Raw genomic sequence first — 19,900 nt, forward strand, 5'->3', positions numbered from 1 at the left:
GACCGCGCTGCGTCCCGTCAGGCCGCCGTGCAGGGGCCCGCCGCGAGCTCGCGAGCGGTGGTCGAGGCCCGTCCTCCCCACCCTGAGCCTGCGAAGGGTGGGGAGGACGGGGTCCTTTCTCAGTCGCGGACCAGCAGGGCCACCGGCAGGCGGGTCAGGAGCACGTCGGCGGCCACCCCCGCGATGTCGGAGACGAGCCGCTCACCGGTGAGCAGGTCCCGCCAGGCGCCGTTGGGCAGCTGCAGGGCCGTGTCGCCCCAGCCCTCGGCGGCCAGCTTGACCGGCAGACGGGTCGCCACGGCGACCACCCCGCCGCGGTCGAAGGCGATCAGGTGCTCGGCGCCCGATCCGGTGACCTCGACCGGCTCGTACCCGGCGAACCACTCGGGGTGGTCGCGCCGGGCCCGCAGCGTCCGGGACACCACCAGCAACTTGGCCGCGCCGGTCTCGTCCACCGCCGGGACCTCGCCACGGTCGAGGTCGGCCAGCAGCTTTCCCCGCAGCGCGTAGTCGACCGGGCGGCGGTTGTCCGGGTCGACGAGGGAGAAGTCCCAGAGCTCGGTGCCCTGGTAGACGTCCGGGACGCCGGGCATCGTCAGCTGCAGCAGCTTCTGGCTCAGGGAGTTCGACCAGCCGAACGGCGCGATCCGGGCGACGACGTCCTCGATCGCGCCGTGCGTCGCCTCGTCGTCGAACGCGGCGTCGACCAGGGCGTGCAGCTGCTCCTCGAACTCCTGCACGGGATTGGTCCAGGTGGTCGAGGTCCCCGCCTCGCGGGCGGCCTTCTCGACGTAGGCGTGCGCCCGCTCGCGGGAGAGCGGCCAGGCGCCGACGAGGTTCTGCCACACCAGGTGGGCCAGCGACCGGTCGGCCAGCGGGTGCCGGTGCAGCAGCTGGCGTACCAGCTGCGCCCACTCGGTGGGCAGCTCCGCCAGCACGGCCAGGCGGGCGCGGACGTCCTCGCTGCGCTTGGTGTCGTGAGTGGACAGCGTCGTCATGGACCGGGGGTAGCGCTCGACCCGGCGCCGCTGGGCGGCGTGGAACTCCTCGACGGTGCTGCCGAAGCGGGCCGGGTCGCCGCCGACCTCGTTGAGCGCGACGAACCGCGCCCACCGGTAGTAGGCGCTGTCCTCCACGCCCTTCGCCATGACCGGACCGCTGGTCTGCTCGAACCGCGTGGCGGCCTCCGTGCCGGCCTGCGACAGCACCGGGTGCAGTGCGTCGACGGCGGCGGCGAGATCGGGCCGCCGCTCCCGGACGGCGGCCACCGTGGCGTCCAGGTGCTCCCGGCCGTCGGGCAGGTAGCTGCGGTAGACCGGGAACCACGCCAGCAGCTCAGCGAGGGCCTCGGTCTGCTGCGCCCGGTCGATGCCGGGCAGCTCACCGATCACCCGGACCAGCCTGGCCACCTCCGAGCCCAGCATGCCGTCGGTGACCTCCCGCTTGCAGTCGTGGACGAGCTGCTGGTAGTCCACGGCTCCGCCGGCGAGCTCGGTGTCCAGGGCGGTCAGCGCCGGCTCCCCGCCCGGGTCGACCAGCACCTGGTCGACCTCGGTCAGCGCGTCGTAGCCGGTCGTACCGGCCGCCTTCCACGACTCGGGCAGGTCCTCGCCGGGCTCCAGGATCTTCTCCACGACCGTCCACCTGTCATCGGACAGCCGGGCCAGTCGCTCGAGGTATCCCTTGGGATCGGCGAGGCCGTCAGGGTGGTCGATCCGCAGACCGTCGACGGCGCCCTCCCGCACGAGTTGCAGCACGAGCTGGTGCGTGGCGTCGAAGATCGCCGGGTCCTCCACGCGCAGGCCCGCGAGGGTGTTGATCGCGAAGAACCGCCGGTAGTTCAGGTCGCTGTCGGCTCGCCGCCAGTCCACGAGCTCGTAGTGCTGGCGGGCGTGCACCTCCTGAGGCGTTCCCTCCCCGGTGCCGGGGGCGAGCGGGAAACGGTTGTCGTAGTACCGGAGCTCCGGTCCGTCGGGGGTCTCGACGACCTCGAGCTTCTCGACGTCCTCCGCCGAGCCGAGCACCGGGATGCGCACCTTGCCGCCCCCGAAGTCCCAGTCGATGTCGAACGCGGCCGCGTGGGCGCTGTCCCGCCCGTGCCGGAGCACGTCCCACCACCACGGCGCGGCCGCGGGGTCGTCGACGCCCATGTGGTTCGGCACGAGGTCCAGCACCAGACCGAGGCCGTGCTGGTGGAGCGCCGCGACGAACCGGTCGAAGCCCGGCCGGCCACCGCGCGTCTCGTCGATGTGCGCGTGGTCGACGGTGTCGTAGCCGTGGTTGCTGCCCTCCGCGGAGCGCAGCAGGGGAGAGGAGTAGGCGTGGGTCACCCCGAGGTCGGCCAGGTACCCGGCGACCTCGGCGGCGTCCTCCAGCGGGAAGCCGGCGTGGATCTGCAGCCGGTAGGTCGCCGCCGGCACGCCCCGGCGGCGGTCGCCGCCGGGCCCCTGGACCGGGTCGCTCACAGTGCCGGTCCCGTGAGGACGACGATGGAGCGGCCCTGCACCGTCACCGTCTCGCCCGGCTTCAGCTCGGTCGGCTCCACCTCGTGCATCTGCGCGGTGTCGAGCACCGTCGTCCACTGCTGGGCGTAGTCGTCCCCGGGCAGCGTGAACTGGATCGGCTCGTGCGAAGCGTTGAACGCCAGGTAGAAGTGGTCGTCGCGGACGTACTCGCCGCGCTCGTCCGTCTCCCGGATCCCGAGCCCGTTGAGGTAGACCGCCAGCGACTTGGCGTAGCCGACGTCCCAGTCCTCGTCGTTCATCTGCTCGCCCTCGGGCGTGAGCCAGTCGATGTCGGCCACCGGCTCGCCCTGCCCGCGCCGGACCGGCCGTCCGTGGAAGAACCGGCGCCGGCGGAACGTCGGGTGCTCGGTCCGCAGCCTGGTCACCTTCTTCGTGAACTCGAGCAGCCCCTCGTCGACGTTCTCCCAGTCGATCCAGGTCAGCGGGGAGTCCTGGCAGTAGCCGTTGTTGTTGCCGCCCTGGGTGCGGCCGAGCTCGTCGCCGTGCAGCAGCATCGGCACGCCCTGGCTGAGCATGAGGGTGGCGATGAAGTTGCGTCGCTGCTGGGCGCGCAGCTGGAGGATCTGCGGATCGTCGGTCGGCCCTTCCACGCCGCAGTTCCAGCTGCGGTTGTGGCTCTCGCCGTCGTTGTTGTTCTCGCCGTTGGCCTCGTTGTGCTTCTCGTTGTAGGACACGAGGTCGTTGAGCGTGAAGCCGTCGTGCGCGGTGACGAAGTTGATGCTGGCCACCGGACGCCGGCCGGAGTGCTGGTAGAGGTCGGAGGACCCGGAGATCCGGTCGGCGAACTCGCCGATGGTGCCGCCCTCGCCGCGCCAGAAGTCGCGCACCGTGTCGCGGTACTTGCCGTTCCACTCGGTCCACAGGGCCGGGAAGTTGCCGACCTGGTAGCCGCCCTCGCCGACGTCCCACGGCTCGGCGATGAGCTTCACCTGGCTGACCACCGGGTCCTGGTGGACCAGGTCGAAGAAGGTCGCCAGCCGGTCGACGGCGTGCAGCTCGCGGGCCAGGGCGGAGGCCAGGTCGAACCGGAAGCCGTCTACGTGCATCTCGGTGACCCAGTAGCGCAGCGAGTCCATGATCAGCTGCAGCGACTGCGGCGTCCGGACGTTGAGCGTGTTGCCGGTGCCGGTGTAGTCCATGTAGTGCTGCTCGTCGCCCTCGACGAGCTTGTAGTACGTGCGGTTGTCGATGCCCCGGAACGACAGCGTCGGTCCGAGGTGGTTGCCCTCGGCGGTGTGGTTGTAGACGACGTCGAGGATGACCTCGATGCCCGCCTCGTGCAGGGCCCGGACCATGCCCTTGAACTCCTGCACGTGCTGCCCGGCCGTCGTGTTGCTGGCGTACTCGTTGTGCGGGGCGAAGAAGCCGATCGTGTTGTAGCCCCAGTAGTTGCGCAGACCCTTCTGCTGCAGCGTGTCGTCCTGGACGAACTGGTGCACGGGCAGCAGCTCGATGGCGGTGATGCCGAGCTCCTGCAGGTACTCGATCGTCGCCGGGTGCGCGACGCCGGCGTAGGTGCCCCGCAGCTCCTCCGGGATGCGCGGGTTGGTCATGGTCAGGCCCTTGACGTGGGCCTCGTAGATGACCGTCTTGTTGTACGGCGTCTTCGGCGGGCGGTCGACGCCCCAGTCGAAGTACGGGTTGACCACCACGGACTTCGGCATGTGCGGCGCCGAGTCCTCGTCGTTGCGCTCCTTGGTCTCGAAGTCGTAGCCGAAGACCGACTGGTCCCAGTCGATCTGGCCGTCGATCGCCTTGGCGTACGGGTCGAGGAGCAGCTTGTTCGGGTTGCAGCGCAGGCCCTGCGACGGGTCGTAGGGCCCGTGGACGCGGAAGCCGTAACGCTGGCCGGGATGGATCCCGGGCAGGAAGGCGTGCCAGACGTAGCCGTCCATCTCGGGGAGGCGGATGCGCTCCTCGTTGCCGTCGTCGTCGAAGAGGCACAGCTCGACCTTCTCGGCGACCTCGCTGAAGATCGCGAAGTTCGTGCCGGTGCCGTCGTACGTGGCCCCGAGGGGGTAGGCGCTGCCGGGCCATACCTGGGTCATGCTGCGTGTTCCTCCTGCTAAGGCCCCCGTTCGGTCGAGGGCCGGTGGACCCCGCGCACGGTCGGCGCGGGGCCGGTTCTCGGGTGGTGCGGAAAAGGCGTGCGGGGTGGGCGGTGCGTCGAGTGCCCCTCCGCAGCCTTCCGCACACCTGCGTCGGGTGTGAGTCCGGACGCCGGCCGCGCTGCCGCGGCAGAAGGGCGGCCGGGCGGTATCGACCCGGGGACCGGTACCGGATGTCCGGGGCACCGGTCCGTCCGTGAGCCCGGGGACGACGACGCCCCCCGGGCGGGCCGCGGGGGGCGTCGTGCGCAGGTCCGGCGAGGGCCGCGGCGGCGGTCTCGGCGCCGGGCGGCCACGGTCGACGACCACGGAGGGCCGGACGCCGTGACCCGGGGTCCGACCTCGCCCGTCGACGTGCGGGTGGCGCTGGTCCCCGGGAGAACCGCTCCTGCGACCCGGCACGCTAGGGGCGCGCGGTGGTGAGGACAAGTAGCCGACGCGTCCCGATCGCCCGGGGCGCACCAGCGGGCGCAGCGGCTGCTCCGGCCCGTTCTGTCACACCCGCGTCGTACCGTCGTGCCGTGCGCGCGACCACCGACATCCGGCCCACCCAGGGGCAGTTCCGCGTCGTCAGCGACTTCGAGCCCTCGGGCGACCAGCCGGCCGCGATCCGCCAGCTGGCCGAGAAGGTCAACGCGGGGGAGAAGGACGTCGTCCTCCTCGGCGCCACCGGCACCGGCAAGTCGGCGACGACGGCGTGGCTGATCGAGCAGGTGCAGCGCCCCACGCTGGTCATGGCGCCGAACAAGACACTCGCCGCCCAGCTGGCCAACGAGTTCCGCGAGCTCCTGCCCGACAACGCCGTCGAGTACTTCGTCTCCTACTACGACTACTACCAGCCCGAGGCCTACGTCCCGCAGACCGACACCTACATCGAGAAGGACTCCTCGATCAACGAGGAGGTCGAGCGGCTGCGGCACTCGGCGACCAACTCCCTCCTCACCCGGCGGGACGTCGTCGTGGTCGCCACGGTCTCCTGCATCTACGGCCTGGGCACACCGCAGGAGTACGTCGACCGTGCGCTGAAGATCTCGGTGGGGGAGGAGCGCGACCGCGACGAGCTGCTGCGCACCCTGGTGACCGAGCAGTACACCCGCAACGACCTGTCCTTCACCCGGGGCACCTTCCGGGTCCGGGGCGACACGATCGAGGTGTTCCCGGTCTACGAGGAGCTCGCCGTCCGGATCGAGATGTTCGGCGACGAGGTGGAGCGGCTGTACTACCTGCACCCGCTGACCGGTGAGGTCGTCCGGGAGGTCCAGGAGCTGTTCGTCTTCCCGGCCAGCCACTACGTCGCGGGGCCCGACCGCATGGAGCGGGCGATCACGAGCATCGAGGCCGAGCTGGAGGAGCGGCTCGCGGAGCTCGAGAAGCAGGGCAAGCTGCTCGAGGCGCAGCGGCTGCGCATGCGCACGACCTACGACATCGAGATGATGCGCCAGGTCGGCTTCTGCTCCGGCATCGAGAACTACTCGAGGCACATCGACGGCCGGGCCCCCGGCACGGCCGGCGCCTGCCTGCTCGACTACTTCCCCGACGACTTCCTCCTGGTCATCGACGAGTCGCACGTGACCGTGCCGCAGATCGGCGGGATGTACGAGGGCGACATGAGCCGCAAGCGGACGCTGGTCGAGCACGGCTTCCGGCTCCCCTCCGCCATGGACAACCGGCCGCTCAAGTGGGAGGAGTTCACCGACCGCATCGGCCAAACCGTCTACCTGTCGGCCACGCCGGGGAACTACGAGCTGGGGCGCACCGGCGGTGAGTTCGTCGAGCAGGTCATCCGGCCCACCGGCCTGGTCGACCCCGAGGTGGTGGTCAAGCCGACCAAGGGGCAGATCGACGACCTGGTCCACGAGATCCGCCTCCGCACGGAGAAGGACGAGCGGATCCTGGTCACCACGCTGACCAAGAAGATGGCCGAGGACCTCACCGACTACCTGCTCGAGCTCGGCATCAAGGTGCGGTACCTGCACTCGGAGGTCGACACCCTCCGCCGGGTGGAGCTGCTGCGCGAACTGCGGCAGGGGGAGTACGACGTCCTGGTCGGCATCAACCTGCTGCGCGAGGGCCTGGACCTGCCCGAGGTCTCCCTCGTCGCCATCCTCGACGCCGACAAGGAGGGCTTCCTCCGCTCCGGGACCTCGCTCATCCAGACGATCGGCCGGGCCGCGCGCAACGTCTCCGGCCAGGTGCACATGTACGCCGACAAGATCACCCCCTCGATGGCGCAGGCGATCGAGGAGACCAACCGGCGGCGGGAGAAGCAGATCGCCTACAACAAGGAGCGGGGCGTCGATCCCCAGCCGCTGCGGAAGAAGATCGTCGACATCCTCGACGGCATCTACCGCGAGGCCGAGGACGCCGAGTCCGTGGAGCTGATCGGCGGCTCGGGCCGGCAGCAGTCCCGCGGCAAGTCACCCGTGCCGGGGCTCTCGTCGAAGAAGGCGGGCGCCAAGGCCGGGGGGATCGACGTCCAGGGTCTGCCGCGCAACGAGCTGGCCGACCTCATCACGCAGATGAACGAGCAGATGCTCGCGGCCGCCCGGGAGCTGCAGTTCGAGGTCGCCGCCCGGCTGCGCGACGAGCTCAGCGAACTGAAGAAGGAGCTCCGCCAGCTGGACGCGGCGCACGCGTAGGGCCACCCCAGGTCGCGGTCACGCGCGTCCCCTCCGTTCGCCGCCGTCTGGACGCGCCCCGCGCCTGGAGTCGATCATCGGCGGGTGGTGCCGGTCGTCGGCGTGTCACCCCGCCACGTGCCGATGATCGACCGGGGAGGGGTGGGCATGGACCGGGACGAACTGATCGCCTACTGCCTCGGCAAGCCCGGGGCTGAGGAGACCTACCCCTGGGGTGAGGGAGAACTGGTCGCCAAGGTCGGCGGGAAGGGATTCGCCTTCATCGGCCTGGGGGGCGGCACGGTCAGCGTGAAGTGCGGCCGCGACGCCACCGAGGCCGCCGAGTGGCGGAACCGCTATCCCGGCGTCGTCACCATCAGCCACTACGTCGGCCGCTACGGCTGGAACACCGTCGACTGGACCGGCCCGGTCCCCGACGACGAGGTCCGCGACCTCATCGACGCCTCCTACGACGCCGCCGTGGCCGCACTGCCCAGGAGCCGTCGACCCGCAGGCGTCCGGGGGAGCTGACGACCCGCCCACGGTCTCCCCGCGCGAACCGGAACACCGGCGCCGCCTGATACGTTGTCGCGACGAACCCGGGTCACCCGCAGCCGATGTCGCCTGCGTCGAACCGGGTCTCGCTGGAGGGGAGTATCCCCAGCGGCAGCGTCGTCACTACGGGGCCCGAGCGGCCCCCGGTGCTGTCGGTCGTCCTACGAGGGGCGGCGGGAGAGACCTCCGGAGCTGACGTATTCGCCAGTCATCCGGAGGTTTGCATTGGACGTCCCCTTCTGGGTTTGGGCTCTCACGATCGGTGCGATCGTCGGGATGCTCCTCTTCGATCTCGTGGGGCACGTGCGCACGCCGCACGCCCCGTCGCTGCGTGAGTCCGCGGTCTGGTCAGCGGTCTACGTCGGCATCGCGGTGGTCTTCGGTTTCCTCGTGTGGTGGGGCTGGGGCGGCGGATTCGCCGGTGAGTACTTCGCCGGCTACATCACCGAGAAGAGCCTCTCGGTCGACAACCTCTTCGTGTTCGTGCTGATCATGGCCGCGTTCGGAGTGCCACGGGAGCTGCAGCAGAAGGTGCTGCTCTTCGGCATCACGTTCGCGCTCGTCCTGCGGACCGTGTTCATCCTCGTCGGCGCGGCCGCCATCGAGAACTTCAGCTGGGTCTTCTACCTGTTCGGCGGGATCCTCATCTACACCGCCTGGGTGCAGGCGCGCAGCGGTGGGCACAGCGACGAGGAGGACTACAAGGAGAACGGCGTCCTGCGGTTCGCCCGCCGGCACCTGCGGACGACGGAGGAGTACCACTCCGACAAGATGGCGGTCCGGATCGACGGCACCCGCTACCTGACCCCCCTGGCCATCGCCCTGATCGCCATCGGCACCGCGGACGTGATCTTCGCCGTCGATTCGATCCCCGCCATCTTCGGCCTGACCCAGGAGACGTTCCTGGTCTTCACCGCCAACGCCTTCTCGCTGCTGGGCCTGCGGCAGCTGTTCTTCCTCATCGACGGGCTGCTCGACCGCCTGGTGTACCTCTCCTACGGGCTGGCCGTGATCCTCGGCTTCATCGGCGCCAAGCTGGTCATCCACGCGCTGCACACCAACGAGCTCCCGTTCGTCAACGGCGGCGAGCACGTGACGCTCATCCCGGAGATCCCGACCTGGCTGTCCCTGACGGTGATCCTGGCGACCCTGCTGGTGACGACCCTGGCGAGCCTGGCCAGGAGCCGGCGGGACCGCGCGCAGCGGCTCGCCACCGAGGCCGGGTCCGTGGCGTCGGCGGTGGAGGCGTTCCCGGCCCACGATCACCACCCGACCGCCGCACGGCCCGTCCCCGAACTCACCGTTCCCCCGTCCCGGTAAGTCACCGCACCACGGTCACTGCGGAGCCGACGACGTCTCCGCCGTGGCCGGACCCACCATCCATCACCTCTTCGCCCGAGCGCGGCGCGAGGACGTCCCCCGTAGAGTGAGGCCCCGTGGAGCTGCCCGTCTGGTTCGAGATCGCGACGTTCGTGGGGCTCACCGTCCTGCTGCTCGCCGACCTGGCCCTTGTCGTCCGTCGTCCGCACGAGCCGTCGATGAAGGAAGCCAGTCTCTGGGTGGGCTTCTACGTCACGCTGGCGCTGCTGTTCGGCGTCCTGCTGCTGGCGTTCACCAACGGCCAGTACGCGACCGAGTTCTACGCGGGCTGGCTGACCGAGTACAGCCTCTCGGTGGACAACCTGTTCGTCTTCGTGATCATCATGGCGCGCTTCCGGGTGCCCCGGTACCTCCAGCAGGAGGTGCTGATGATCGGCATCATCATCGCGCTGGTCCTGCGCGGCCTGTTCATCCTCGCCGGCGCGGCGCTGATCTCCCGGTTCACCTGGGTCTTCTACATCTTCGGCGCGTTCCTGGTGTACACCGCCATCAACCTCGTCCGGCACAAGGACGAGGAGGAGGAGTACGAGGAGAACGCCCTCATCCGCCGGATGCGGCGGGTGCTGCCGCTCACGCAGGACTACCAGGGCAGCAAGATCCGGGTGAAGGAGAACGGCAAGCGCTTCTTCACCCCGCTCGTCATCGTCTTCATCGCCATCGGCACGACCGACCTGATCTTCGCGCTCGACAGCATCCCGGCGATCTTCGGTCTGACCCGCGAGCCGTTCATCGTCTTCACCGCGAACGTGTTCGCGCTGATGGGGCTGCGGCAGCTGTACTTCCTGCTCGGCGGCCTGCTCAAGCGGCTGGTCTACCTGTCGACGGGCCTCGCCGTGATCCTCGCCTTCATCGGCGTGAAGCTGGTCCTCGAGGCCCTGCACGAGAACACGCTGCCGTTCATCAACGGCGGTGAGCACATCGACGCCGTGCCCACGGTCCCGATCTGGCTGTCGCTCACGATCATCCTGGGCGTGCTCGTGATCGCCACCGTGGCGAGCCTGGTGAAGACCCGCGGCCAGTTCACCTCGGAGGAGCCGGTCATCGAGCCGGAGGAGGCCCGCGGCCTCGCCGGCCGCGGCCCGGAGGCGGCCGCCCAGGCCGAGGCGCGGATCAAGGAGCAGGTCGAAGCGGACGAGCGCAGCCGCCACTGAGCCCGCCGCCGGCACGTCGGTCCGCTGACCGACGTGCCGGCACGCTCGGCTACGTTCGCCTGTCATGCGGCCGCACGACCTCGCGCTCCTGCGCACGCCCGGGGCGCCCACCGTCTCCCCGGACGGCCGGATCGCCGTCGTCGCCGTCGCCCGTCCGGATGTGGAGGGCGACGCGTACCGCAGCCAGCTGTGGGCGGTGCCCACGGACGCCTCCGCGCCGGCGCGGCCGCTGACGTCCGGGCACCGGGACTCCGCCCCCGTCTTCTCCCCGGACGGGCGGTGGCTGGCCTATCTCGGCGCCGAGCCCGGCGGCCGGCCGCAGGTGTGGCTGCTGCCCACCGCGGGTGGTGCGCCACGACGCCTCACCGACCACCACCTGGGGGCCGGCGCACCGGTCTGGTCGCCGGACTCCCGGCGGCTGGCCTACACGGTGCGGGTCCCGGAGCACGGTCGCTACGGAACGGTCGAGGGGGTCGGGCCCGAGGCCGAACCGCCGCGGCTGATCACCACGCTGCAGTACCGGCAGGACGACGTCGGCTTCCTGACCGACCGCCGGAGCCAGGTGTTCGTCCTCGACCTGCCCGAGGACTTCGCGGACGACAGCGCACCCCTGCCCCCGGCGCGCCAGGTCACCACCGGCGACGCCGACTGCGCCGACGTGACCTGGCGGCCCGACGGCGCCGAGCTGGCCTTCGTGTCCGCCCGCCATCCGCGGGCCGACCGCGACCTGGTGCGGGACGTCTACGCCGTCCGGCCCGACGGGACCGGCCTGCGGAGGGTGACCGCTTCCCGTGGGGACTGCGCCGTGCCCGCCTACGACCCCACCGGTCGGCTGATCTACGTGACCGCCGTTCCCGACCTGGGCCCTGACGGGCTCGACTTCGTCGCGCGGCAGGCGGTGCCGTGCCGGGTCGACGCCGACGGCGGGGTCCTGGTGCCGCTGCTGGACCCGGAGCTGGAGCATCGCGGCGACGAGACGCCGGCGACGGTGCTCGTGGACGGGGCGGTGCTCGTCGGACTGCAGCGCCGCGGCGCGGTGGAGCTGGTGCGGGTGCCGCTGGACGGCGCCGCCCCGGAGGCCCTGGTCGACGGCCCCTTCACGGTGCGCAGCTTCGCCGCCGCCGGTGGCGTCGTGGTCGCGGTGGTCGCGCACGACCGGTCGGCCGGGGAGCTCATCGCGATCACGTCCGGCCGCCGCCGGCTGCTGACCGCGTTCGGCCGGCGGCTGGGCGAGACCGGTCGGGTGCACCGCGTGCGGGAGCGGACCGCGACCGCCCCCGACGGGTACCCGGTGCACGGCTGGGTCACCGTCCCGCCCGGGCCCGGCCCGCACCCGGTCCTCCTGACCATCCACGGCGGCCCCTTCACCCAGTACGGCTGGAGCCTGTTCGACGAGACGCAGGTCTACGTCTCCGCCGGCTACGCGGTCGTGCAGTGCAACCCCCGGGGCTCGTCGGGGTACGGCGCGGCGCACGGGCGGGCCATCCGCGGCGGATGGGGCGAGCTGGACGCCGCCGACGTGCTCGCCTTCCTGGACGCCGCGCTGGAGGAATCCGAGCTGGACGCCGACCGCGTCGGCATCATGGGCGGTTCCTACGGCGGCTACCTGACGACGCTGCTGATCAGCCGCACGCCCCGCTTCGCCGCAGCGATCAGCGAGCGCGCCTTTCTCGACCCGGTCAGCTTCGTCGGGTCGTCCGACATCGGCTGGGCCTTCCCCGACCAGTACCTCGGCACCGACCCCGCCCGCGTGGCCGCGCAGAGCGCGATGGCCTCCGCCGGCGCCATCACCACCCCGACCCTCGTCATCCACTCCGAGGAGGACTGGCGCTGTCCCGTCGAGCAGGGCGCCCGCCTGTACGTGGAGCTGAAGCGGCGCGGCGTCCCGTCGGAGCTGCTGCTCTTCCCCGGGGAGGGGCACGAGCTGTCGCGGTCGGGACGGCCCCGTCACCGCCTCGCCCGGTTCGAGCACATCCTCCGGTGGTGGGCACGGTGGCTGCCGAGCGCGCAGAACCCGGGACCGGCGGCGGAGCTGGTCGAGGGGCCGCCGGTCCCGGGGACCGGTGAGGACGACGCCGGTACGACGGCCGCGGAGCCCGATGCCCAGCCGCTCACCGTGCGCGCCACCCGGGTCGACTCGCGCTAGCGTCGCACTGCCGCGTTCCCCGTCGCCGGAGGAGGCCTCGCCGTGGTGCAGCGCCGGATGCCCCGCTGGTCGGAGGTGCGGGAGGTCGTCCGGCCGCGTCCGCTGGTCGGGAACGCGACGGAGCGGCGGCTGGCCGCGGCCGTGACCGTCGAGGACCTGCGGGAGCTCGCGCGGCGTCGCGTGCCACGGGCGGTCTTCGACTACACCGACGGCGCGGCGGGGGCGGAGATCAGCCTCCGCCGCTCCCGCGAGGCGTTCGAGCGCGTGGAGTTCTGCCCCAGCGTGCTGCGGGACGTGTCGTCCGTCGATCCGTCCACCACCGTGCTCGGCGCACCGGCGGCGCTGCCGCTGGCGTTCGCGCCGACCGGGTTCACCCGGCTCATGCACACCGAGGGCGAGACCGCGGTCGCGCGCGTCGCCGAGCGCGCCGGCATCCCCTACGCCCTGTCGACGATGGGCACGACCTCTCTGGAGGAGGTCGCGGCGGCAGCCCCCGGCTCCCGCCGGTGGTTCCAGCTGTACCTGTGGCGGGACCGCGAGGCCAGCGCGGCGCTCGTCGACCGCGCCCGGGCGGCCGGCTACGAGGCGCTGGTCCTGACCGTCGACACCCCGGTCGCCGGACCCCGGCTGCGCGACGTGCGCAACGGGTTCACCATCCCGCCGTCGCTGACGCTGCGGACCATGGCCAACGCGGCCGTGCATCCGCGCTGGTGGGTCGACCTGCTCACGACCGAGCCGCTGGAGTTCGCGTCGCTGCGGTCGTGGGGCGGGACCGTTGCCGAGCTGGTCGACCGGGTGTTCGAGCCGGCCGCCACCCTCGCCGACGTCCGGGCCCTGCGGGAGACCTGGGCCGGGCCGCTCGTCGTGAAGGGCGTGCAGGGAGCCGACGACGCGCGGGCCGTGGTCGACGCCGGCGCCGACGCGGTCATCGTGTCCAACCACGGCGGCCGGCAGCTCGACCGCGCGCCCACGCCGCTCGAGCAGCTGCCGGCGGTCGTGCAGGCGGTCGGCGACCGCGCCGAGGTCTACATCGACGGCGCGATCATGGACGGCGCCGACGTCGTCGCGGCCGTCGCGCTGGGCGCCCGCGCCGCCCTCGTGGGCCGGGCCTACCTGTACGGCCTCATGGCCGGGGGCCAGCGCGGGGTGCAGCGCGTCGCCGACATGTTCGCCCGCGACGTGGTGAACACCTTGCAGCTGCTGGGCGTCACGTCGATCGCGGAGCTCACGCCCGACCGGGTGCGTCTCCGCTCGTGACCGTCGGGGCGTCCGGCCAGGTGTTGCCCCCGGACCTGCGGGTTCCTAGGGTGCGGCATGGACGTCGTCGAGGTGGTCCCGTCGTTCGAGGAGTACGCGTTCACCTTCGGTGGGGTGGCGCCGTTGCGGCGGGTCAGGCCGGGTACCGCGCTGCGCCTGTGGTCCGACGACGCCTTCTGCGGCGCACTCCGCTCGGCCAAGGACCTTTCCAGCGAGAAGGTCGACCTGCGCTTCGTCAATCCGCAGACCGGACCGTTCTTCGTCGAGGGCGCCGAGCCCGGCGACACCCTGGCGCTGCACTTCGTGGCGGTCGAACCGGCCCGCGACTGGGGGGCTTCCGCGGCCATCCCGTTCTTCGGCGGGCTGACCAGTACCGACCGCGTCGCCACCCTCCAGGACGCGCTGCCGGACACGACGTGGATCTACGAGCTGGACCGGGCGCGCAACACGGTGACCTTCGTGGCCCAGCACAGCGACCTCAGCGTCGAGCTGCCCGTGGAACCCATGCTCGGCACGGTCGGCGTGGCCCCGGCCGGGGCAGAAGTGCGCAGCTCGCTGGTGCCCGACCGCTTCGGCGGCAACATGGACACTCCGCAGATGCGGGCGGGCTCCACCTGTTTCCTGCGGGTGAACGTCGAGGGCGCCCTGTTCTCCATCGGTGACGGGCACTACCGGCAGGGTGAGGGCGAGGCCTGCGGTACCGCCGTCGAGGGCGCGATGTCCACCACGTTGATCGTGGAGCTGATCAAGGGCGGGGCGCCGGAAGCGCTCCCGGCATGGCCGCGGATCGAGGACGACACCCACTGGATGACCGTGGGGTCCAGCCGCCCGCTCGAGGACGCCTGGCGGATCGCAGCGGTGGAGCTCGTGCGGTGGTTCGGCGAGCTCTACGGGCTGCACCCCATGGACGCCTACCAGCTGCTCTCGCAGATCAGCGAGGCGCCGATCGCGAACGTGGTCGACGCCAACTACAGCGCGGTGGTGAAGGCCCGCAAGGAGCTGCTCCCACCCGCCCTCGCGTACGACGGCGTGCACGACGACCTGCGCCGCCGCGCGGCGACGCTGCTCTGACCCCCAGACCCCGGAGGACACCGTCATGGACCTGCAGCTCAGCGGAGCCCGCGTGCTCGTCACCGGCGGCACCCGGGGCATCGGCCGGGCGATCGTCGAGGCGTTCGTCGACGAGGGCGCCGTCGTGGAGTTCTGCGCCCGGGACGCTGGGGAGATCGAGGCCACCGAGAAGGCCGTGGCCGACCGGGGGAGCGGGCGGGCCACCGGTGTCCAGGTGGACGTCGCCGACGGCCCTTCCTTGATCAGCTGGGTCGAGGCGGCGGCCGGGCGCTTGGGCGGGCTCGACGCCGTCGTCGCCAACGTCAGCGCGCTCGCCGTGCCGGACACCGAGGAGAACTGGCAGCTCTCCTTCGAGGTGGACCTGATGCACACGGTCCGCCTGGCGAAGGCCTCGCTGCCCTACCTGGAGGCCAGCGGCAGGGGCTCGATCGTCGCGCTGTCCAGCGTCACCGGCCGCGAGGCCGACTTCGCCTCCGGTCCGTACGGGACGATGAAGACAGCGATCGTCGGCTACATCGGTGGGCTGGCGTTCCAGCTGGCCGGCCGCGGTGTGCGGGCGAACACCGTGTCGCCGGGCAACACGTTCTTCACGGGCGGCATCTGGGACGGCATCAAGCAGGGCGATCCCGACCTCTACGCCGATTCCCTCGCCCTCAACCCGACCGGCCGCATGGGCCTTCCCGAGGAGATGGCGAAGGCCGTGGTCTTCCTGTCCAGCCCGGTCTCGAGCTTCACGTCGGGGACCAACCTGGTGATCGACGGCGCCCTGACCCGCGGCATCCAACTCTGATCCGCAGACAGCACGACGAAGCTCTAGCGTGCGCTCATGGCACTCATCTATCCCGTCCAGGCCGACGCACCCGACCCCGACGAGGACGCCGAACCGATGTTCGCCGAGCTCGCCGCGGATCTCTCCGACCAGTGGCTGGTGGAGGTCGCCGTCGGCGAGGACGGCGACGACGGGTGCTTCGGCCCGTTGACGGCACGGGCCGCCTGGGACCTGGCGGTCGGCGTCGACGAGCGCCGGCCGGAGTGGATGGTCTCGGTGGTCCCCCTCTACCAGCCGGGGACCGTGGAGGAGGTCGTGGAGCTCTTCGACGAGGAGTAGCGCGCGGCTCCTGCCGCGGTACGGCTGGCGGCGTACCGCTCACCGATGGGCACCTCGACTCGAACCTGCGGGTTGCGCGAGTCGACGACGTCCCTCGCTGGGCGCCGCAGGTGTCCCGGTCGGCCGCTACCCGGGGGCGACTTCGGTGCCGACGGCGCCGGGCGGGTCGGCCTCGTCGTCGGCGGGGGGTGCGGTCGGGGCCTCGTCCTCGTCCGCCGTCAGGTCGACGGCCTCGTCGAAGTCCTGCAGCGCGTCGTCGGGCGCCAAGAAGGCGTCATCCGGGCCGGTCATGCCCGACATCCTGGTGCCGGGGCGCCGGACCGGGAAGTGCCTGTGGCCCCCCTTCCTCCATCTCCGGACGAGTGGCGGCAGGGAACGCGCCGGCCACGGGACGACGTCGGCGACGACAAGGCCCGCGGTGACCCTGGAGCCGCCTTCATGGTCACCAGCCGGGCCCGCCGCTCGGCGAGGTGGGCGCTCGGCGAGTACGAGGTCGAGGAGTACGGCAGCTACCACTGGACCATGTGGGCGTGGACGGGCGCCGGCGTCCCGTCGATCCCGCGCCAGGAGGTTCCGGCCGGCCCCATGGCCTGACCGGTTCCGGTTCGGATTCGTGTCGAGGTCGGGGTCGGGTGACCCCGACCCCGGTGACACGGTCGGATCTGCGGCAGGCCGGTTTCGTCTGCCGACCAGGGACAGCGCGCTCGCGCCCGTTCGGCCGCTACCAACCCCGCGCCCGCCACTCGGCGAGGTGCAGGCGCTCGGCGCCGATGGTGGTGTCCTTGCCGTGCCCGGCGTACACCCACGTCTCGTCCGGGAGCGTGCCCGGACAGGCGCGCCACGAAGCGCCGTGCGGGCCGGTCTTCGGAGTTCGACGGCGACCGGTGACTGTGCTGGAATCTCTTTCTCGTCGCGCCTTGTGAGAATAATGGCACCGCGCTTGCGCATGCTGCTGTCGTTGCGCTTCTCGGGGTCGAGACATTTTCCTGCGTGCTTCGCGGGTTGCGCCATCAGTAGGTCGATCTGGGGAGTGGTGCACCGTGGTGGCGTGCGACGTTGACGAGGTGTCCCACCGGGTGCAACGCTGCGTTCGACAGCGAGTCCTCTTCCGCTGGAGGGCGCCGTGTTCCGGTATCAGACGACGATCGATGTCAATGCCACGTCTGCGAAGACCATGTCCTACCTTTGCGACGTCGAGCGGCAGCCTGAGTGGCAGCCGGACATCCGTTCATGCAGCTGGGACGCAGCGGGCCCCACTGAGGTCGGGAAGACGGCACGCCAGGTGCTGCGCCTCCTCGGCAGGGAGCGCGAAGCCACGCTCACCGTGGATGCGCATGAGCCGGAACGGCGGATTCGCTTCACGAAAGTGATCCCCTTCCCCATCCGGTTCGGCTGGCGTCTGGAACCAATCGGAGAGGCGAGCACCCGCATTTTCTACGAGGTTGAAGCTGAGCCAAGGGGCACCTTTCGGCTCCTCTCGCCACTGATTGCGCCCGGTGTTCGCAGGACCATGGAGAAAGAGATCCGGATCATCAAGGATCGGGTGGAATCGCTGCCGTAGCCAGCGAGAGGGCGAAGTCCGCCCCCAGCGGTCTCGCGTTCGTTCGCATCATCCGTGAGCCGAATGGCAACCGCGCGCAAACGTTGTCGTAGTCGACTCGCTCTGCGCCATAGGGACTGGGGGCGCTGAGTCGAGATGTCCATGAAGCCGTCTCCAGGGTCACCAACCGCGCGCGCGCCATTCCCCGAGGTGAGGTCGCTCGGCGCCGATGGTCGTGTCCTTGCCGTGCCCGGGGTACACCCACGCCTCGTCCGGAAGCGCGCCGAACAGGCGTTCCTCGACGTCGGCGATGAGGCTGGCGAAGCGCTCCGGGTCCTGCTGTGTGTTGCCGACCCCGCCGGGGAAGAGGCTGTCGCCGGTGAACACGTGCACCCCGGCGTTCCCCGGCCCACGCCAGACCAGCGCGATGCTGCCGGGCGTGTGGCCGCGCAGGTGCACGACCTCCAGGGTCTGCTCGCCCACCGGGACGGTGTCGCCGTGCTCGACGGCCCGCTGCACGGGGACGGGGAGGTCGGCGGCGTCCGCAGGGTGCGCGACGGTCTCGGCGCCGGTCGCCCGCACGATCTCGGGCAGCGCCCGGTGGTGGTCCCAGTGGCCGTGGGTCGTGACGACGGTGCGCAGGTCGGCGTCCCCGATCAGCGCGCGCAGCGCCTCCGGCTCGGCGGCCGCGTCCACCAGCAGCGCCTGCCCCGTGGCCGTGCAGCGGAGGAGGTAGGCGTTGTTCGCCATCTCGCTGACGGCGAGCTTGCTGATGGTCAGGCCGGGCAGCTCCCGCACGTCCGCCGGGCCGCCGACCTCGACGTCTCCGGTGTAACGGTGCTCGCCGGCCGGGGGAGAAGCGCTCATGGGGACTCCGATCGAAAGTGTCAGCGACCGCCGTTACGGTCCAGGGCATGGACGCTAGCGGAGCCCTCGACCGTGCCCCATCGGCTCCGGCGAGCGCGGCGCGGACGGTCGGGCTGCCGGCGACGGAGATCGCGCGCCTGGTGCGCTCGGGGGAGGTGACCGCGGTCGACATCGTGCGGGCGCACCTCGACCACATCGACGCCGTCGACGCGCGGATCGGCGCCTTCCGGGTCGTGCGCAGGGAGGCCGCGCTCGCCGAGGCCCACGCCGTCGACACCGCGCTCACCCGCTTCGCGTTGCCGTTGGCCGGCGTCCCCATCGCGGTCAAGGACAACGTCGCCGTCGCCGGGGAGACCTGCACCGACGGCTCGGCGGCCCGCACCGCCGGTCCCGAGTCGCGCGACCACCCGGTGGTGGCCCGCCTCCGCAAGGCCGGGGCCGTGATCGTGGGCATCACGCGCGTGCCCGAGCTCTGCCTCTACGCGGCGACCGACGCCCCGGGCACGGTCACCCGCAACCCCTGGGACACCGCCCGGTCGCCGGCCGGCAGCTCCGGTGGCAGCGCGGCGGCGGTGGCCTCCGGAGCGGTGCCGCTCGCGCACGGCAACGACGGCATGGGTTCCCTCCGGCTCCCGGCCGCGGCCTGCGGGCTGGTCACGCTGAAGGCGGGTACGGGGGTCGTGCCCGCCGGGCTCGGCGCCGACAGCTGGTCGGGCATGGGGGTCAACGGGGCGCTGGCGACCACCGTGGCCGACCTGGTGGTCGCGCAGGCGGTCATGGCGGGGGAGGCCGCCACACAGCCGGCGGCTCCGGACCGGCCGCTGCGGATCGCGCTGTCGACCCGCTCCCCGGTTCCGGGCGTCCGCGCCGACGAGCCGACGCGGGCCGCCGTCGACGCGGTCGTCGCACTGCTGGCCGCGGCCGGCCACACGGTGGTGCGCCGGGAACCGCCGATCACCCCGGGGGCCGCGGCCGGGGCCATCGCCCGATGGATGGCGGGTGCCCACGACGACGCCGAGCACCTGGGCCTCGACCGCCGGGCGCTGCAGCCGCGGAGCCGCACCCACGCGCGGATCGGCCGGGTCGTCCGCCGGGCGGGGCTCGTGCGCCCGCGGACGGCGGAGCGGTTCCGGGAGCGGATGGTGGCGTTCTTCGGTCAGGAGGCCTCGGCGCAGGGGCCCGGCTCGAGCGTGCGAGGGCCGGGGGGCGGGGAGGTCCTTGATGTGCTCCTCAGCCCGGTCACGACTGGTCCTCCGCTGGCGGCCCGCCCGTGGCACGAGCGCTCCTTCTTGGCGAACGTCACGGCGAACGCCCGCTGGGCACCGTGGACGGCGGCCTGGAACCTGGCGGGCCTCCCGGCGGCGGTGGTGCCGGCCGGGGTGCGCCCCGACGGGCTACCGGTGGGCGTGCAGTTCGGCGGTCCCCCGGGCGCCGAAGGACGACTACTCTGGCTGGCCGGAGAGCTGGAGCGCCTGCAGCCCTGGCGGCGTCATGCACCCGTCTTCGATCCCACCGTGACACCGGCCTAGGTGCCCCGGATCCGGGGCTGACCCGGTGGTGTCACCGGGGTCGGG

16 protein-coding genes are annotated in these 19,900 nt (G+C 71.8%); 12 read left to right on the plus strand and 4 right to left on the minus strand.

All coding sequences use genetic code 11. The annotated features are described in order from the left end of the window. Nucleotides 1–119 precede the first annotated feature (119 nt). Both treY and glgX read right to left on the minus strand, forming a co-directional pair. Nucleotides 120–2,465, minus strand: coding sequence for a malto-oligosyltrehalose synthase (treY, locus tag ACFSHS_RS21850; protein ID WP_376880825.1), 2,346 nt, complete (start codon nucleotides 2,463–2,465; stop codon nucleotides 120–122). Continuing rightward, nucleotides 2,462–4,573, minus strand: a complete 2,112-nt coding sequence (glgX, locus tag ACFSHS_RS21855) for a glycogen debranching protein GlgX (RefSeq protein WP_376880827.1) — start codon at nucleotides 4,571–4,573, stop codon at nucleotides 2,462–2,464. Before glgX ends, treY begins: the two co-directional genes overlap by 4 nt. Before the next feature lie 581 nt (nucleotides 4,574–5,154). Here glgX and uvrB point away from each other — a divergent pair. The 9 genes from uvrB (at nucleotide 5,155) to ACFSHS_RS21900 (ending at nucleotide 15,919) form a co-directional block, all read left to right on the plus strand. Beyond that, nucleotides 5,155–7,272 carry an excinuclease ABC subunit UvrB gene (uvrB, locus tag ACFSHS_RS21860; RefSeq protein ID WP_376880830.1) on the plus strand — a complete coding sequence of 706 codons (2,118 nt, stop codon included), beginning with the start codon at nucleotides 5,155–5,157 and terminating at the stop codon, nucleotides 7,270–7,272. 84 nt (nucleotides 7,273–7,356) lie between these two features. Continuing rightward, on the plus strand, nucleotides 7,357–7,782 hold the full coding sequence (locus ACFSHS_RS21865) for an MmcQ/YjbR family DNA-binding protein (protein WP_376880832.1): 426 nt from the start codon (nucleotides 7,357–7,359) through the stop codon (nucleotides 7,780–7,782). 249 nt (nucleotides 7,783–8,031) lie between these two features. Continuing rightward, nucleotides 8,032–9,126, plus strand: a complete 1,095-nt coding sequence (locus ACFSHS_RS21870) for a TerC family protein (protein WP_376880835.1) — start codon at nucleotides 8,032–8,034, stop codon at nucleotides 9,124–9,126. A gap of 116 nt (nucleotides 9,127–9,242) precedes the next feature. Then, nucleotides 9,243–10,337, plus strand: a complete 1,095-nt coding sequence (locus ACFSHS_RS21875; RefSeq protein ID WP_376880837.1) for a TerC family protein — start codon at nucleotides 9,243–9,245, stop codon at nucleotides 10,335–10,337. Nucleotides 10,338–10,401: 64 nt separating this feature from the next. Next, nucleotides 10,402–12,483 (plus strand): S9 family peptidase, encoded by a 2,082-nt coding sequence (locus ACFSHS_RS21880; RefSeq protein WP_376880840.1) that lies wholly within the window; start codon nucleotides 10,402–10,404, stop codon nucleotides 12,481–12,483. A gap of 42 nt (nucleotides 12,484–12,525) precedes the next feature. Beyond that, nucleotides 12,526–13,740, plus strand: a complete 1,215-nt coding sequence (locus ACFSHS_RS21885; protein ID WP_376880843.1) for an alpha-hydroxy acid oxidase — start codon at nucleotides 12,526–12,528, stop codon at nucleotides 13,738–13,740. Nucleotides 13,741–13,797: 57 nt separating this feature from the next. Further along, the gene (locus ACFSHS_RS21890) at nucleotides 13,798–14,811 is read left to right on the plus strand and encodes an acetamidase/formamidase family protein (protein WP_376880845.1); all 1,014 of its coding nucleotides are present in this window, start codon (nucleotides 13,798–13,800) and stop codon (nucleotides 14,809–14,811) included. Between the two features lie 25 nt (nucleotides 14,812–14,836). Beyond that, a complete protein-coding gene (locus tag ACFSHS_RS21895; protein ID WP_376880847.1) occupies nucleotides 14,837–15,601 on the plus strand; it encodes an SDR family NAD(P)-dependent oxidoreductase in 765 nt (254 codons plus the stop codon). A gap of 36 nt (nucleotides 15,602–15,637) precedes the next feature. After that, a complete protein-coding gene (locus ACFSHS_RS21900; RefSeq protein ID WP_376880849.1) occupies nucleotides 15,638–15,919 on the plus strand; it encodes a hypothetical protein in 282 nt (93 codons plus the stop codon). 126 nt (nucleotides 15,920–16,045) lie between these two features. Here ACFSHS_RS21900 and ACFSHS_RS21905 read toward each other — a convergent pair whose 3' ends face one another. Then, the gene (locus ACFSHS_RS21905; protein WP_376880851.1) at nucleotides 16,046–16,210 is read right to left on the minus strand and encodes a hypothetical protein; all 165 of its coding nucleotides are present in this window, start codon (nucleotides 16,208–16,210) and stop codon (nucleotides 16,046–16,048) included. A 147-nt stretch (nucleotides 16,211–16,357) separates the two neighbouring features. Here ACFSHS_RS21905 and ACFSHS_RS21910 point away from each other — a divergent pair, with 147 nt between their 5' ends. Then, nucleotides 16,358–16,513 (plus strand): hypothetical protein, encoded by a 156-nt coding sequence (locus ACFSHS_RS21910; protein WP_376880854.1) that lies wholly within the window; start codon nucleotides 16,358–16,360, stop codon nucleotides 16,511–16,513. A 529-nt stretch (nucleotides 16,514–17,042) separates the two neighbouring features. Then, nucleotides 17,043–17,480 (plus strand): SRPBCC family protein, encoded by a 438-nt coding sequence (locus ACFSHS_RS21915; protein ID WP_376880857.1) that lies wholly within the window; start codon nucleotides 17,043–17,045, stop codon nucleotides 17,478–17,480. Nucleotides 17,481–17,639: 159 nt separating this feature from the next. Here the strand turns inward: ACFSHS_RS21915 and ACFSHS_RS21920 are convergent, their stop codons facing one another. Then, a complete protein-coding gene (locus tag ACFSHS_RS21920; RefSeq protein ID WP_376880859.1) occupies nucleotides 17,640–18,326 on the minus strand; it encodes an MBL fold metallo-hydrolase in 687 nt (228 codons plus the stop codon). 47 nt (nucleotides 18,327–18,373) lie between these two features. Here ACFSHS_RS21920 and ACFSHS_RS21925 point away from each other — a divergent pair, with 47 nt between their 5' ends. Further along, entirely contained in the window at nucleotides 18,374–19,855 is a 1,482-nt protein-coding gene (locus ACFSHS_RS21925) for an amidase (RefSeq protein ID WP_376880861.1), read from the plus strand. Nucleotides 19,856–19,900: the final 45 nt, after the last annotated feature.

It is taken from the genome of Blastococcus deserti (assembly GCF_042682525.1).
In the GTDB taxonomy this organism is placed as follows: domain Bacteria; phylum Actinomycetota; class Actinomycetes; order Mycobacteriales; family Geodermatophilaceae; genus Blastococcus_B; species Blastococcus_B deserti.